Raw genomic sequence first — 15716 nt, 5'->3', positions numbered from 1 at the left:
CAAGGACGCCACCGTGCACGCAGCACCTTCGATTTTCAAAGCCTATGACATCCGGGGCATCGTCCCCAGTACCCTGAACGAGGAAGTGGCCCGCGCGCTGGGCCGTGCCTTCGGCATGGCCGCGCTGGCCGAAGGGCAGAAGACCGTGGCGGTGGGCCGTGATGGCCGCCTGTCCGGCCCTGCGCTCAGCGGTGCGCTGATGGCCGGTTTGGTGGATGTGGGCCTGAACGTGATCGATATCGGCATGTGCACCACCCCCATGCTGTACTTTGCGGCGGCCACGCTGTGCGAGAGCGGCATCCAGGTGACCGGCAGCCACAATCCCAAGGATTACAACGGCTTCAAGATGGTGCTGGCCGGCCGTGCGATCTATGGCGAAGAAATCCAGGCACTGCACCGGACCATGGAAGCCGAATCCTGGCAGCTGCAGCCGGGCGGCAGCATCCGCCATGTGGATGTGCTGGCCGATTACAGCGCCCGCATTGTGGGTGATGCCAAGCTGGCACGCCCCATCAAGGTGGTGGTGGACAGCGGCAACGGTATTGCCGGCGCTTCGGCCCCGGGTATTTTCCGCGCGCTGGGCTGCGAGGTGGTTGAGCTGTTTTCGGAAGTGGATGGTGATTTCCCCAACCACCATCCCGACCCCAGCAAGCCCGAGAACCTGCGCGATGTGGTGCAGGCGCTGCGCGACACCGACGCGGAACTGGGCCTGGCCTTTGACGGCGATGGCGACCGCCTGGGCATTGTCACCAAGGACGGTCAGACCATTTTCCCCGACCGCCAGATGATGCTGTTTGCACAGGATGTGCTCTCGCGCGTGCCCGGCGGGACGATTCTGTTCGACGTGAAATGCTCGCAGCGCCTGGCGCCCGCCATCCGCGCGGCCGGCGGCGAACCCCTGATGTGGAAGACCGGCCATTCCCTGGTCAAGGCCCGCATGAAGGAAGTGGACTCACCCCTGGGCGGCGAGATGAGCGGCCATATTTTCTTCAAGGAGCGCTGGTACGGCTTTGACGATGGCACCTATGCCGGTGCACGCCTGCTGGAGATCCTGAGCAAGAGCGCCGACCCCAGCGCGGTGCTGAATGCGCTGCCCACCAGCTTCTCGACCCCCGAGCTGAATGTAGCCTGTGAGGAGGGGGAACCGCACCGCCTGTCCGCCGAGCTGCAGCAACTGGCTTCCAGCGCTTTCAGCGCCCCGGCCGTGATCAGCACCATCGATGGTCTGCGCGTGGACTGGCCGGACGGTTTCGGTCTGATCCGTGCCAGCAACACCACGCCCGTGCTGGTGCTGCGCTTTGAAGGCCAGACGCAGGAAGCGCTGCACCGCATCGAAGGCGAGATGCTGGCGCTGCTGCGCCGCGTCAAGCCCGATGCCCAGCTGGGCGCGTCGGCCCACTGAGGGCGGCTGTGCGCCCGCAATCCTGTCCGCTGTCCTGTCTCTGAACGTCCGAAGCCGCCCGTGACCCTGGTTCGCTCCCTGTACGCTGCCCTGACCTGGGCAGCCCAGCCTTTGCTGCGCCGCAAGCTGCGCCGCCGCGCCCAGCAGGAGCCCGGCTATGCCGAGGCTGTTCCCGAACGCTTCGGCCACTACCACCCGGCCGATCTGGGGGCCAAAGGCCGGGGCCAGTGGCTGTGGGTGCATGCCGTCTCCCTGGGGGAGACCCGTGCCGCCGCCATTCTGTTGCAGGCGCTGCGGACCCAGCACCCGGGTTTGAAGCTGCTGCTCACGCATGGCACGGCCACCGGCCGGGCGGAAGGCAAAAAACTGCTGCGACCCGGCGACATCCAGGTCTGGCAGCCCTGGGACAGCCTGGGCGCCACGCGCCGTTTTGTGCGCCAGTTCCAGCCGGTGGCCGGCGTGCTGATGGAGACCGAGATCTGGCCGAATCTATTGGCGGCCTGCCGCGAAGCCGGTGTGCCGGTGGCCCTGGCCAATGCCCGGCTCAATGCCAAATCCCTGGCCGGCGCCCAGCGCTGGGCCGCGCTGTCGCAGCCGGCCTACCGGTCGCTGGCCGCCATCTGGGCCCAGACCGAGGACGATGCCACTCGCCTGCGCCAGTTGGGCGTGCAGGTCAGCGGGGTGTTTGGCAACGTGAAGTTCGATACCGTGCCGGATGCCCAGCAACTGGCGCAGGGCCATGTCTGGCGCGCGGCCAGCGAACGGCCCGTGCTGCTGCTGGCCAGCAGCCGCGAAGGTGAAGAGGCATTGTGGCTGGCTGCAGTGCAGCGCCTGCATGCCGAAGGGCAGGGCGCACGCATGCCGGTGCAGTGGCTGATTGTGCCGCGCCACCCGCAGCGCTTTGACGAAGTGCAGCAATTGATAGAGCAGGCAGGGCTGACGGTGTCGCGCCGCAGCCGCTGGAGCGGAGAGGGCAGCGCGCATGCCCCCGCCGCTGCCGATGTCTGGCTGGGCGACAGCATGGGCGAGATGCCGTTGTACTACGCCCTAGCCCATGCCGGTCTGTTGGGCGGGAGCTTTGAGCGCCTGGGTGGTCAGAACCTGATCGAAGCGGCGGCCTGCGGCTGTCCCATGCTGCTGGGGCCGCACACCTTCAACTTTGCCGAAGCGGCGGAGCAGGCCTGCAATGCCGGCGCGGCACTGCGGGTCGAAGATATGGCGGCGGCCGTGCAGCAGGCCACGACGCTGGTGCAGAACGGCACACAGCTGGCGGCCATGCAGCAGCAGGCCCTGGCCTTTGCCGCCACCCACCGCGGCGCTGCCCAGGCCACGGCCCAGGCTGTGCTGGCGCTGGCCTGGCCGCAGGGCGCGCCGGGCTGAAGGCGTACACGGGGTCGCTTCAGCACGGTGCACAGCCTTCCCCAATAGGATGACGGTCGTATCGAGACGGTGCTGCTTCCAGGCTGCATTGGCGGTGTGAACCACGCGGCATACCCACGGTCAGCACGGATGCCGGATTTACACAAGCAGGTGAGGCCGCCAGTACCACAGCGGGGCAGCCCAGGCCATGGTGGCCGCCGTCTTCAGGGCCGGGCGATCAGCTGGTTCAGGCCGTGGATGTCCTGCATCTGCAACTGGCCGGCGGCCTGGCGCAGCTTGAGCTGGCCGACCAGCACGTTGTAGCGCGCCTGGGCCAGGTCGCGTTGGGCTTGGTAGAGCTGGCTTTGGGCGTTGAGCACGTCCACATTGATGCGCACCCCCACCTGGTAGCCGAGCTGGTTGGCTTCCAGCGCGCTTTGGCTGGAGGCGACGGCTGCTTCCAGTGCCTTGACCTGGCCGGTGCCCGACTGCACGCCATAGAACGCCTGGCGCGCGGCCTGGGCACTCTGGCGGCGGGCGTTGTCCAGGTCTGCGCGGGCTTTTTCTTCCAGCGACAGGGTTTCCTTGACGCGGTTTTGCACGGCAAAGCCGGCAAACAGCGGTATGTTCAGCGTCACGCCCACCTGGCTCTGGTGGATGCGGTTCTTGATGGGGATGGTGGTGGTGCCATCCGGGTTGCGCTGCACGCCGTAGCTGGCTTGCAGATCGACGGTGGGCAGGTGGCCGGTTTCGGCCTTGCGGGTTTCCAGCTCGGCCATGTCCAGGGCCAGGCGGGCCTGGCGTACCAGGGGCTGGTCGTTTTCGGCCTGCTCCACCCAGGGCGTCACCGTGGCCGGCTGCACGGCGGGCAGCTGCACGGGCTGTGCCAGGGGGCGGGGCTGCAGCGGGCTCTTGCCCACCAACTGCTCCAGCGCCAGGCGCTTGACCTGCAGGTCGTTGGTGGCGGCGATTTCCTGGGCCTCCACCAGATCGTGGCGGGCCTGGGCTTCGCGCTGGTCGGTGATGGTGGCGGCGCCGATGTCGAAATTGCGCTGCGCGAATTCCAGCTGCTCGCGCACGGCGCGTTTCTGGGCCTGTACGGTGGTCAGCGTGTCCTGGGCGGCCAGCACGTCGAAGTAGCCCTGGCTGACGCGCACCAGCAGGTCCTGCGTGGCGGCATCCAGCTGGGCGCGGGCCAGTTCCACATTGCGCTGGCCCTGACGGTAGGCGATGGTGTTGGCCGGGCGGTACAGCGGCTGGCTGGCCTGGATGGCCGCGCTTTGCTGGTGCGCGCTGCCCAGCACGCCGGGAATGTCGGGGTGCAGCTCGGTGCGGGTGTAGTTGGCGCCGGCCTGGGCGCCCACGCTGGGCAGCAGGCCGGACTTGGCCTGGGCGCCCTTGTGTTCGGCCGCATCCAGTGCGGCGCGGCTGGACAGCCAGGGCGCATCAAAGCCCTGGGCCAGTTCAACCATTTCCACCAGGCTTTGGGCACCGGCAGGGGCCGCAGCCAGCCCCATCGTCAGCAGAGTTGCCAAGGTCGCGCAGTGCGTCAGAGAGTGCCGGAAATTGCGAACCATGGAGCTCCTCAGGATGGGGCAGGGGGACAGGAAAAGGCGAACAGGTCGGGTGGCAGGCAGTCTGTCAGTAGCGCGGTACGCTGGGGTCGCGCTGCAGGGACCAGGCGTCGATGCCGCCTTCGATGTTGGCCACCTGCCCGAAATCGTGCTGCGCCAGGAACATCGCCACCTGCATGCTGCGCATGCCGTGGTGGCACAGGCAGGCGGTGGGACGTTCGGGATCCAGCGCGGCCAGTTGCGACGGAATCTGCCCCATGGGCAGGTTCAGCAGCTCAAAACCTTCGGCGGTGACGTGCGCGGTCTGGAATTCCCAGGGTTCGCGCACATCCAGCACCAGGGGAAGTGGATCCCCGGGGTGCTGGGCCAGCCAGTCGTTCAGTTGCGTGGGAGAGACGCGGGTGAACATGGGTCAGACGCTTCTCAGAACACGAAGCGTTCTGCCGTGGCAAAGCCGGACAGACGGGGGGCGACCATGTCCCAGGGTTCGGTGGTGATGCGCTCGTTGCCGTGGCGCTTGACCAGGGTGAAGCGCATCATGGGCGACTGGCCCACGATGGCGCCCAGGCGGCCGCCGTCTTTCAGGTGGTCCAGCAGGGCTTCGGGCAGCACTTCCACCGAGCCGCTGAGCACGATCACGTCGAACGGGCCTTCGGCCAGCAGGTCCTTGGAGCCGTCGGCCACGCGCACGGTGACGTTGGTGGCGCCGGCGGATTCCAGGTTCTCGCGGGCCATTTCGGCCAGTTCGGGGTTGATTTCCAGGGTCACCACTTCCTTGGCCAGCTTGCCCAGCAGGGCGGCGCTGTAGCCGGAGCCGGAGCCGATTTCCAACACGCGTTCATGGGCCTGGATGGCCAGGTCGTTGGCCATGCGGGCGTCGACCTTGGGCGACAGCATGGTCTGACCGGCCACGCCCAGGGGGATTTCCACGTCCATGAAGGCCAGTTCGTAGGAGGCCGGCGGCACGAAGTCTTCACGACGCACGGTTTCCAGGGCTTCGATCACACGCACATCCTGCACCACCCAGGGGCGGATCTGTTGCTGGACCATGTGGAAGCGGGCCGTAGCGTTGGCGTCAGAGGTATCAACCGGGCGGTTATAGGGCAATGTCATCGGGGGTCTCCTCCACAAGGGATGGCTATATCGCAAAATCTTCGATTCTAAGGTTCCTGGGCGGGGTTTGCCGGGGCATTGCCCAGCTTGCGGCGCACCCAGTTCGCCAGATCGTCCATGTAGCAGTACATCACCGGCACCACGACCAGGGTCAGCAGCGAAGAGGTGATGACCCCGCCGATCACCGCCTGGCCCATGGGGGCGCGCTGTTCCGAGCCTTCGGACAGGGCAAAAGCCAGCGGGACCATGCCGAACACCATGGCCAGCGTGGTCATCAGAATGGGGCGCAGGCGCACGCGGGCGGCAGTGAGCAGGGCCTGTTCGCGCGGCATGCCGGGGTGGGGCTGGCCATCCTCTCCCGTATGGGGGGCGCGTGCGCGGATGGCAAAGTCCACCAGCAAAATGGCATTCTTGGTGACCAGGCCCATCAGCATCACCACGCCGATGATGGAGAACATGGACATGGCGGAGCGGAACATCAGCAGCGCCAGGGCCACGCCGATCAGCGTCAGCGGCAGCGAGGTCATCAACGCCAGCGGCTGCACAAAGCTCTTGAACTGGCTGGCCAGGATCATGTAGATGAAGATGATGGCCAGTGCCAGCGCCGACAGGGCATAGGCAAAGGATTCGTTCATGTTCTTGGTGGATCCGGCAAATTCCCAGCGGTAGCCGGGCGGCAGGGCGGCGCTGTCCATCAGGCGGCGGATGTCGCCCGAGACTTCCCCGGCCGAGCGCAGCGCCACGTTGGCGGTGAATTGCACCTCGCGCGCCAGCCCGCGCCGGTTGATCTGCCCGGGACCGGTGGAGTCCACCAGCTGTGCCACCTGGTTCAGGCGCACGATCTGGGTGCCGCCGTCGGTGCCGGCCAGGGCAAACGGCAGGCGCGCCAGGTCGCTGGGCTGGGTGCGGGCATCGGGTGCCATGCGGACGTTGACGTCATAGGTCTCGTCGTTGGTGGCGCGCCAGTTGCCCACGGTTTCGCCAGCCACCAGCACGCGCAGTGCGGTGGCCAGGCTGCCCACGGACAGGCCCAGGTCGGAGGCCGCATCGCGCCGCACCTGGATGTCCACCATGGGGCGGTCGGGTTTGAGGCTGCTGTCCAGGTCCACCAGACCGGGAATCTGCCGTAGCTGGGGCAGCAGCTGCTGGTTCAGCCGGTCCAGCTCGGTCAGATCGGCCCCCATGATGGAAAACTCGATCTGCTTTTGCCCGCCCACCGGATCCAGCAGGCCCACATGGGTGACGGTGATGCCCGGAATCTGCTGCAGCGTCTGGCGCAGCGTACGGCCCATGTCTTCCACATTGCGGCTGCGCTGCTTGCGATCCACCAGCCGGATGTAGATGCTGGCGTCGCTCTTGCTGGGGGCATTGCCGCTGTTGATGGTGGTGACGGTGTAACGCACTTCGGGCAGGGCGCGGATGGCCTGCTCCACCTGGTGGGCGCGGGCCTCGGTGGCTTCCAGGGAGGTGCCCTGGGGGGTGCTGAACTTGACCGTGGTTTCCGAAAAGTCCGCCTTGGGCACGAATTCCGTACCCAGCAGGGGCAGCAGCAGGATGGAGCCGATGAAAATGCCCAGGGCCAGCAGCAGCGTCCACAGCTTGTGGGCCAGCGACCAGGCCAGGATGCGCTGGTAGAGCAGGGCAAGTTCTTCGGTGGCGCGCTCGAAACCATGGGTGACGCGGCCCAGCGTGCGGCCATACAGGCTTTTGCCCGGCCCCTGGCCGGCGCTGTGGATGCTGGGGTCGTGCCAGATGCTGGAGAGCATGGGGTCCAGCGTGAAGCTGACGAACATCGAAATCAGCACCGCCGCGACGATGGTGATGCCGAATTCGTGGAAGAACTTGCCGATGATGCCTTCCATGAAGCCGATCGGCAGGAAGACGGCCACGATGGACAGGGTGGTGGCCAGCACGGCCAGACCGATCTCCTGGGTGCCGTCCAGCGCGGCCTGGAACGGGGTCTTGCCCATCTGCACATGGCGCACGATGTTCTCGCGCACCACGATGGCGTCATCGATCAGCAGGCCCACGCACAGCGACAGCGCCATCAGCGTGATCATGTTGATGGTGAAGCCGAAGGCGTGCATGAAGAAGAAGGTGCCGATCAGCGCAATCGGCAGCGTCAGCCCGGTGATGACGGTGGAGCGCCAGGAATTGAGGAACAGGAAGACGATCAGCACCGTCAGCAAGGCGCCTTCGATCAGGGTCTGGCGCACGTTGTCCACGGCCACCTGGATGGGGCGGGCCGAATCGCTGACTTTTTCCAGGCGAAAGCCGGGCGGCAGTTCGGCCTGGATGGCGAGCACCGCTGCGTCCAGGCCCTTGACCACTGCAATGGTGTTTTCTTCCTGCGCTTTCTGTACCGACAGCAGCAGGGTGCGCTGGCCGTTGTAGAGCGCCAGCGATTCCAGCTCCTGCGCGCCATCGTTCACGCGCGCCACCTGGCCCAGGCGGATGGCGGCGCCGTTCTTGCGGGTGATGATCAGGTCGGCAAAGTCCTGGGGATTGCGCACGCGGGCGTCGATCTGCACCACCCGTTCCTGCTGCAGCGAGCGGATGGCACCCACCGGCAGGTCCTGGTTTTCGCTGCGCACGGCAGACACCACCTGGGACGGGGTGATGCCATAGGCGTCCAGTGCCGCCGGGTCCAGGTAGATATTGATTTCGCGCTTGGTGGCGCCCACCAGGTTGACGGCGCCTACACCGCGCACGTTTTCCAGGCGTTTTTTCAGCACCTGGTCGGCCCAGGTGGTCAGTTGCACGGGAGAGGGAGGCTGGGGACCATCGGGCAGGACGGCCAGTGTCCAGACCGCGGCGTCGGCCGGGTCAAAGCGCAGCACGCGCGGTTCCTTGACTTCGTCGCGCAATGTGGGGCGCACGGAGGCCACTTTCTCGCGCACATCTTCGGCGGCGCGGCGCCCGTCCACATACAGCTGGAATTCGACGATCACCACCGAGCGGCCCTGGTAGCTGCGCGAGGTGAGCGAACTGATGCCGGCAATGGTGTTGACGCCTTCCTCGATCTTGCGGGTGACTTCGGTTTCGACGATCTCGGGCGAAGCGCCGGGGTATTCCACCGTGACCACCACGACCGGGAAGTCGATGTCCGGGAACTGGTCCACCGCGAGCCGCTGGTAGGAGAACAGTCCCAGCACCACAAAGGCCAGCATCACCATGGTGGCGAAGACCGGGTTGCGCAGGCTGACGCGGGTGAACCACATGGCGGGCTTTCAGCGTGCGGGCGCAGTCGTTGCGGTGGAGGGGGCTGCAGCCGGAGCCGAGGCTGCGGCAGGCGCACCGGGTGTATTGGGTGCGACGGGCGCAACGGCCGCGCCCTGCTGCAGCAGCTGCACGCGGGTGCCCACCGGCAAAGGCCCCATGCTGCCGCGCAGCACGGCACTGCCTGCGCTGGCGCCCTGGACGGCCACCCACAGCGCGGTGCTGTCGGTCCCTTCCGGCAGCGCCTGGGCGCCCAGCTGCACGGTCTGGTGTGCCACGGCGCCGTTCACCACGGTCTGGATGTAGGGCTGGGGCTGGTCGTTGCGCACGGCATCCAATGGCAGGGCCAGGGTCTGTACCGTGCCGGTGGCGATCAGCCCCTGCACAAACAGGCCGGAGCGCAGTTGCAAGCCCGCCCCGGGCTGCACGCGCAGGAAGACCGGCACGGCGCGGCTGCCGCTCTGGGCGCTGGGGCTGATGCGCACCACCCGGGCGGTGACCGGCGTGCTGGCGCCTTCCACCGTCAGCAGGGCCGTCTGGCCGACCTGCACCCGCAGCGAGTCCTGGGGGGGCAGTGGAGCCTGCAGTTCCAGCGCGGACAGGTTCACCACCTCGGCCACCTGGGCTTCCACGTTCACACGTTCGCCATCCTGGGCAAAGCGGCGGGCAATCTGGCCGTCGATGGGGCTGCGCAGCACGGTGTCGTCCAGCGTTTTGCGCGCGGCATCCGCTGCGGCGCGGGCGGCGGCCGTGTTGGCGCGGGCTGCCTGCAGGCTGGCTTCGGAGGTGGCCAGGGCGGTGGGCGAGATGAACTGCCGGTCCACCAGCGCCTGGTTGTTCTGGTGCTGGCGCAACTGGATGGCTTCCTGCGCCTGGGCGGCATCGGCCTGGAGCCGGGCCTGGCGGTAGCGGGCCTCGCTGTCTGTGGCATCGACGCGGGCAATAACCTGGCCTTTGCGCACGCTGTCGCCCTCGCGCAGCGTGAAGTCCTGCAGCGCACCGGCCACACGGCTCTTGATCAGGGCGCTGTCCACCGCAGACAGGCTGCCGCTGACGGGCACCTGCAGCGGCAAGGTGTGCACCTGCAGCGTAGTCCAGTCGGCTGCGCCGGCCTGCAGCACGGCGGCGGGCGTTTGCTGCTGCGCCTGCAGGGCCTGCTGCTGCTGGCGTTTGGCCACCACGGCCCGCCAGGCGCTGAAGCCCAGGGCCAAAACGACCAGGGCGATCAGGCCCCCAAGCAACCAGGATCTGCGGAGCAAGCTCATATGTCTGTGGTGTGGAGGGGTGGCGTGGGATGCAGCTGGGGCAGGGGCAGGCTGTCTGCATCCACCGGCTCGCGCAGCAGGCCGCGCAGGCAGTTGCGAAATTGCGATAGCAGATAGCTGTGCGGCGTGAGCCCATGGTCCATCGGCAGGCACAGGGTGCCGGTGGGTTGCCAGAGCATCACAAAGGTCATCGGCGTCAGCACCAGGTACAAGGCTTCACCCAGTGGCATGGCGCGAAATTCGCCGCTGTCCATGCCGCGCTGCAGGATACGTTCGAGCATGGCGTGGCCGGGTTCATCTACTTCGTGGCGGTAGAACGCGGCCAGTTCCGGAAAATGTGCCGCCTCGGCCCACATCAGGCGGCAGATGCCGCCGGCCTGGGTGCTGGCGATCTGCTGCCACCAGACTTCGAATGCCCGTGCCAGCAGGGCGGCGCTGCTGCCCTGGTAGCGGTCCAGCTCCAGCTGCCAGTCGGCATAGCAGCCGCTGATGCTGTGGCGCACCACGGCCTTGAACAGTTCTTCCTTGCTGGGAAAGTACAGAAACAGCGTGCCCTTGGACACGCCGGCGCGGGCGGCCACGGCCTCCACGCGGGTGGCAGCGTAGCCTTTTTCCAGAAACAGGGCCAGCGCCGCTTCCAGCAGTTCACCCGGACGCGCTTCTTTGCGGCGGCTGCGGCGTGGGGCGTCGGTGCTGCTGTCGGGCATGGGTGGGTAGGGATCCAGTTAATGACTGATTGGTCATTAATGTAGCCAAGGCAGCGCACCGCTGTCAAACACTGCCGCGGCGCTGGTGGCTGCAGGCAAATCCGTACTTGATGCAGGGCAAGGCCTGGCGGCCGGCTGAGGCTGGTGTACAACAGCGGCATGACTGAAACGATTTATCTGGCAGGCGGCTGTTTCTGGTGCACCGAGGCCGTGTTCGACCGTGTACAGGGCGTGACCGATGTGGAAAGTGGCTACGCCAACGGCCATGTGGACCATCCACGGTACGAGCAGGTGTGCGAAGGCACGACGGGCCATGCCGAGGCCGTGAAACTGGTGTTCGATCCGCAGGTGATCGGTCTGCGCCAGGTGCTGGAGATCTTTTTTGGCACGCACGATCCCACCACGCTCAACCGCCAGGGCAATGATGTCGGCACGCAGTACCGCAGCGGCGTGTATGTGACCACGCCGGCGCAGGAGCAGGTGGTACAAGATCTGCTGCGCGAATTCGGGCAGGACAAGACTTTCGGGGCGACGGTGGTGACGGAAGTCGAGCCGCTGCGCAGTTGGTGGCCGGCCGAGACCTATCACCAGGATTATTTCGCCCGCAATCCACAGCAGGGCTACTGCGCCTATGTGGTGGCACCCAAGGTGCACAAGCTGCTGGCCACCTTTGGCCGCTATGTGAAGCCGGACTGAGAGGGCTTTGCCAGCCCATTGGCGGTGGCTGGCGTCTGCGGCGGATGCTGCGGGTTGTGAAGGCAAAAATCCGGGGCGCTGTTCTGTATTGCAATTGAATTGCGTTAATATCGCAATCCCGCTGCAATTGCAGTGTGTCTTGAGTGTGCCCATGTCCCGCCCAGCTTCTTCCGTGGAATTGTCCTTGCCGCCCGGCATGCGGGCCACCCGCGCCACGCGCGCGCTGGTGGCCTTGCTGCGTAGCCAGGCTGCCAGCCGCCTGTCTGCCGCCGAGGTGGAGGCCGCGCTGGCCCGGCTGGGTGTGGCCGTCAACCGGGTGACCGTGTTCCGCGCCCTGGACCGGCTGACCCAGGCCGGGCTGCTGCAGCGCCGGGTGGAGGATGACCGCATCACCCGTTTCCAATGGCGCAGCGATGCAGGGCGGGCCCAGGCCAGTGCTGCGCCGGCGCCTGTGGCCCAGCGCATGCCGGTGCAGTTCCACTGTCTGCGCTGCGCGCAGGACCTTCCCGTGGACAACGCCGCGCCTGCCGTGCAGGCATCGGTACAGGCCTTGGCGTCCGCGCTGGAGCGGGCCGCAGTAGGGCAGCTGCAGACGGTGCAGCTGCACGGTCTGTGCACGCCGTGCAACGCCGCCTGAGTCCAGCTCCACGGCCGGCATTGCGCTGGCATCCACCCTCTCTTCCGAAAGAAGTTCCATGCAATTCCGTCTTCTGGCCTGTGCCGCAGTTTTTTCCCTCTTCGGCACGGTGGCGGTGGGCGTTCAGGCCCAGCCGACCGCCCGCACGCCACAGCCTGTGCCGGTGACGGCCGAAGCCGCGCCCAAGCCGACCACGGGCCAGCCGGTGCTGGATGCGCACACGCGCGAGGACATTGAACGCCACCAGTCCATGGCACGCGCCCATGCCCAGGCCGCCCAATGCCTGGAAGCAGGCAAAGGCGAAGACCAGTGCCAAAAGCAGTTGCAGCTGGCTTGCAAAGGCCTGGCACTGGGCAAGAACTGCGGCATGCGCCACAGCCATTGAGCCTGCGGGTGGAATGAACGCTGCGTGATGCGCTGCATGCTTGCCTACCGAGCCGGATGCCCGCGCTCCCTGTCAAAGGGGGCTGCGGGTCCGTACGCGTGGGCACACCAGCGCTGGGTTCCGTCAGTGCCCCAGCCCACACGGGAGTGTGTGTGATGCGCCAGCAGGCCATGCATTCCACGGGCGGTACCACGGCCGCGCAGCCATTGCGCCGCTGGTTGGCAGTCTGGCTGTTGCTGGCGCTCTGCCTGGCACCGCTGGTGGCGCGGATGCACCAGGTGGTGCACATCCCTGGTGCTGGCCTGGCGCCTGCCGTTGCCACGACCGCACCATCACTGCCTGCGGTATCCCCGGGTGGGGTGGGCCACGCCGTGCAGGCGCTGTTCGGTCACCATGGCAGCCTGGACTGCCAGGCGCTGGACCAGTTGGCACATGGTCAGGCGCCGCTTGCCTCTCTTTCCTGGCTGCCCGCATGCTGGGCTACGGCGGTTTCTCTGGCTGCGCCAGGGCATGCCCTGGCGCAGCAGCGCTGGTGGGCGCCGCTGGCCCGGGGGCCGCCCGGGATGCACCTGCCCCCTGGTTTCTGATCCGACTGGTGCGTCTGGAGGCATCCGCAACGCCTGTCCCTGCTGTGGTGGCGCATGTCCCGCACCCCAGGAAGGCAGCGGGCCCCTTGCGCCCGCTGATGGCGCAGCGCGCATGCCGCACCGGCCTATCGTCTGGATCAGAACCGTTCAAAAGCAGAGCAGCTTGTGCGCACGCAGTGCGCATGGGACTGCTGACCATATGAAAAGCGCTGCCTGAGGAGGGCGGCGCAAGCTCCCACTGCGGCGGTCAGCCGGTCTGCGCATGCAGGCCATACGGCGCTGTGCGCCGCTGCGCAGGGGAGTGCAGAGGGAAAGTTCCCCCATGAACGTTTTGAGTGCATCGACCCATCCGGCCCAGTCCCGGGCCAATTCATCCACCACGGCTGCAGCCGTTGCCGAGCCTGCCTGGACGGCGCCGCTGGGGGCTGGGCGCAGCCGTCTGCGCGGTGTGGCGTTTGCCTGCTGGTGCCTGGCGATAGGCACCGCGGCCGCGCAGGCACAGACGCCATCTGCAGAAGCCGCCACGGTGGCACCTGCGTCCACCGCTGTGGCAGCGTCGGGCGCCGATGTGGTGGCAGCAAAGCCCACACCTGGTAATGAATCTACATTACATGAAGTAGAAATCCGCTCGAGTGCATGGTCGCTGGAGCAATCGGCGCTGGCGTCACCAGTCCAGGTGCTGGAAGGCGAGGCGCTGGAAGCCCGACGCAGCGCTACATTGGGCGAGACCTTGGCCAGCGAGCCTGGCGTACAGGCCACGCATTTCGGCGCAGGTGCCAGCCGCCCGGTGATCCGCGGCATGGATGGACCACGCGTGCAGGTGCTCAGTGGCGGCAGTGCGGTGCAGGACGCTTCCAACGTCAGTCCCGACCATGCGGTCATGGCCGACTCCATGCTGGCTGAGCAGATCGAGGTGTTGCGTGGCCCGTCCGCCTTGCTCTACGGCGGTGCCGTGGGCGGGGTGGTGAATGTGCTGGACGGCAAGATTCCCACGGCGGTGCCGGAAAACGGCGTGCAGGGCAGCGCCCAGGCGCGTTACAGCTCGGCCGACCGTGGCAAGACCGGCGCGTTCGCGCTGACTGGTGGACAGGGCCCGCTGGTGGTGCATGTGGAAGGCATGGGCCGCAACGCCCAGGACTACCGCGTGGGCCGCGGCTGGGACGGTGGCTCGCGCGTGGGAGGCAGCTATTCCAAGGGCGAAACCGGCAGCGTGGGCCTGAGTTGGGTGGGCAGCGAGGGTTATCTGGGCCTGGCCTACACCCGCCAGGAGGCGCGCTATGGCTTGCCTGGCCATGAGCATGTGGATTGCCATGCCCACGGCGACCACCTGCATTGCCACGACGACCAGGATCACGACCATGACCACGGCGATGGGGCCGACATTCCCACGGTGGACATGCGCAGCAACCGCTGGGACCTGCGCGGTGCCTGGCGCAACCCGGTGGCCGGCATTGCTGCTGTGCGGTTGACGGCCAGCCAGACGCGCTATGGACACGAAGAGCTGGATGAAGGCGAAGTTGCCACCAAGTTCCGCAACCGGGCTCACGATCTGCGGCTGGAAGTGGAGCACCAGCCCATTCCTGGCCTGGCCGGTTTGAGTGGCGTGTTCGGGGTGCAAAGTGCCCAGCGCCGCTTCAGCACCGAAGGGGAAGAGGCTACGGTCCAGCCCACGGACACGCGCAGCTGGGGCATGTTCTGGCTGGAGCGCTACCAGGTGGGCGACTGGACGCTGCAGGGCGCGCTGCGCCATGACCGCCAGCGCATCCGCGCACTGGAAACGGGGGAGGAGCGCGAGCACAGCGGAAGCTCGGCCTCGCTGGGTACGGTATGGCGTTTCCAGCCCGGCTGGCAAGCCAGCCTGAGCTACACCCATGCCAGCCGCATGCCGACGGCCGAGGAGCTGTTTTCGGACGGCGTGCACCTGGCCACCAACGCCTACGAACGCGGCAACAGCCAGCTGGGCCGGGAAAATTCCCGCGCCTGGGATCTGGGCCTGCGCAAGACGGGGGGTGAAACCACCTGGGGCGTGAGCCTGTACCGCCACCAGGTGGACGGCTATATCTACGGCCGCACGCTGGACGTGCACGACGGCTTCCAGTTGCTGGAATACAGCCAGGCCGATGCGCGCTTCACGGGGTTGGAGGCCGAGATGCGCCACCGCTTCAATGCCACCTGGGCGCTGCGTCTGTGGGGTGATGCCGTGCGGGCCGAACGGGCCGATGGCACCCGCCTGCCGCGCATTCCGCCGGCCCGCCTGGGAGCCCAGCTGCAGGCCAGCTGGCAAGGCTGGAAGGGCAATGTGGAGTGGGTGCAGGCGGCCCGCCAGTCGCGCGTGGCGCCGCTGGAGTCGCCCACACCGGGCTACGGCCTGCTGCATGCAGGCATCAGCTACACCTTGCGCACGCCCCAGGGCCAGCCGCTGGAGCTGTTCGTGCAGGGGCGCAACCTGACCAACCGCCTGGCCTATGCGCACACCAGCTTTATCAAGGATGCAGCGCCGCTGATGGGACGCAACATCACCCTGGGCGTGAAGATGGACTTCTGAGCCTGTTGCCGACCACGGCCGCTGTACGTGCTGGCGTGCGGCGGCTGTGGTCAGCACAGTCTTGCGTTCTGCGTGCCGTGGCAAGCAAGACTGCTTTCATGGCGTATCAGAATGGCAGACGCGTCTTGAGTCAGGCTGTCGTGGTCACCGTGTGTAGGGTGGGCGGCCGCGGCCGCACCGTGCACGCAAAATACGGGCTTCAGCAGCGCCTTGGGGAGGCCGCTTGT

The 15716-nt window shown here is 67.1% G+C and carries 13 protein-coding genes; 7 read left to right on the top strand and 6 right to left on the bottom strand.

The window, feature by feature from the left end; translation table 11 throughout:
- Nucleotides 1-13: 13 nt before the first annotated feature.
- A complete protein-coding gene (locus tag QM470_RS00510; RefSeq protein WP_066532059.1) occupies nt 14-1402 on the top strand; it encodes a phosphomannomutase/phosphoglucomutase in 1389 nt (462 codons plus the stop codon).
- A 60-nt stretch (nt 1403-1462) separates the two neighbouring features.
- Nucleotides 1463-2782 carry a 3-deoxy-D-manno-octulosonic acid transferase gene (locus tag QM470_RS00505; RefSeq protein WP_283337736.1) on the top strand — a complete coding sequence of 440 codons (1320 nt, stop codon included), beginning with the start codon at nt 1463-1465 and terminating at the stop codon, nt 2780-2782.
- A gap of 203 nt (nt 2783-2985) precedes the next feature.
- On the opposite strand, the gene QM470_RS00500 is transcribed toward QM470_RS00505, so the two are convergent.
- The 6 genes from QM470_RS00500 to QM470_RS00475 all read right to left on the bottom strand — a co-directional run bounded on the left by QM470_RS00500 (nt 2986) and on the right by QM470_RS00475 (nt 10639).
- On the bottom strand, nt 2986-4338 hold the full coding sequence (locus QM470_RS00500) for a TolC family outer membrane protein (RefSeq protein ID WP_502846786.1): 1353 nt from the start codon (nt 4336-4338) through the stop codon (nt 2986-2988).
- A gap of 64 nt (nt 4339-4402) precedes the next feature.
- Nucleotides 4403-4744, bottom strand: a complete 342-nt coding sequence (locus QM470_RS00495) for a rhodanese-like domain-containing protein (protein WP_218332216.1) — start codon at nt 4742-4744, stop codon at nt 4403-4405.
- A 14-nt stretch (nt 4745-4758) separates the two neighbouring features.
- Nucleotides 4759-5448, bottom strand: coding sequence for a protein-L-isoaspartate O-methyltransferase family protein (locus QM470_RS00490; RefSeq protein WP_283337735.1), 690 nt, complete (start codon nt 5446-5448; stop codon nt 4759-4761).
- Nucleotides 5449-5495: 47 nt separating this feature from the next.
- Nucleotides 5496-8669, bottom strand: a complete 3174-nt coding sequence (locus tag QM470_RS00485) for an efflux RND transporter permease subunit (RefSeq protein ID WP_283337734.1) — start codon at nt 8667-8669, stop codon at nt 5496-5498.
- Between the two features lie 9 nt (nt 8670-8678).
- The gene (locus tag QM470_RS00480; RefSeq protein ID WP_349307054.1) at nt 8679-9932 is read right to left on the bottom strand and encodes an efflux RND transporter periplasmic adaptor subunit; all 1254 of its coding nucleotides are present in this window, start codon (nt 9930-9932) and stop codon (nt 8679-8681) included.
- Nucleotides 9929-10639 carry a TetR/AcrR family transcriptional regulator gene (locus QM470_RS00475; RefSeq protein ID WP_283337733.1) on the bottom strand — a complete coding sequence of 237 codons (711 nt, stop codon included), beginning with the start codon at nt 10637-10639 and terminating at the stop codon, nt 9929-9931. The genes QM470_RS00480 and QM470_RS00475 overlap by 4 nt, the downstream gene beginning before the upstream one ends.
- 159 nt (nt 10640-10798) lie before the next feature.
- On the opposite strand from QM470_RS00475, the gene msrA reads away from it, so the two are divergent.
- The 5 genes from msrA to QM470_RS00450 all read left to right on the top strand — a co-directional run bounded on the left by msrA (nt 10799) and on the right by QM470_RS00450 (nt 15489).
- Nucleotides 10799-11335, top strand: coding sequence for a peptide-methionine (S)-S-oxide reductase MsrA (gene msrA, locus QM470_RS00470; protein ID WP_283337732.1), 537 nt, complete (start codon nt 10799-10801; stop codon nt 11333-11335).
- Between the two features lie 151 nt (nt 11336-11486).
- Nucleotides 11487-11972, top strand: coding sequence for a transcriptional repressor (locus QM470_RS00465; protein ID WP_283337731.1), 486 nt, complete (start codon nt 11487-11489; stop codon nt 11970-11972).
- A 58-nt stretch (nt 11973-12030) separates the two neighbouring features.
- Nucleotides 12031-12357, top strand: a complete 327-nt coding sequence (locus QM470_RS00460) for a hypothetical protein (protein ID WP_283337730.1) — start codon at nt 12031-12033, stop codon at nt 12355-12357.
- Between the two features lie 155 nt (nt 12358-12512).
- On the top strand, nt 12513-12944 hold the full coding sequence (locus QM470_RS00455; RefSeq protein WP_283337729.1) for a hypothetical protein: 432 nt from the start codon (nt 12513-12515) through the stop codon (nt 12942-12944).
- 322 nt (nt 12945-13266) lie between these two features.
- Entirely contained in the window at nt 13267-15489 is a 2223-nt protein-coding gene (locus QM470_RS00450) for a TonB-dependent receptor (protein WP_283337728.1), read from the top strand.
- The last annotated feature ends 227 nt before the right edge of the window (nt 15490-15716 follow it).

The sequence above is a fragment of the Comamonas sp. 17RB genome, from assembly GCF_030056555.1.
GTDB lineage: Bacteria > Pseudomonadota > Gammaproteobacteria > Burkholderiales > Burkholderiaceae_C > Comamonas > Comamonas terrigena.
This window is presented reverse-complemented; position numbering and strand designations above follow the sequence as displayed.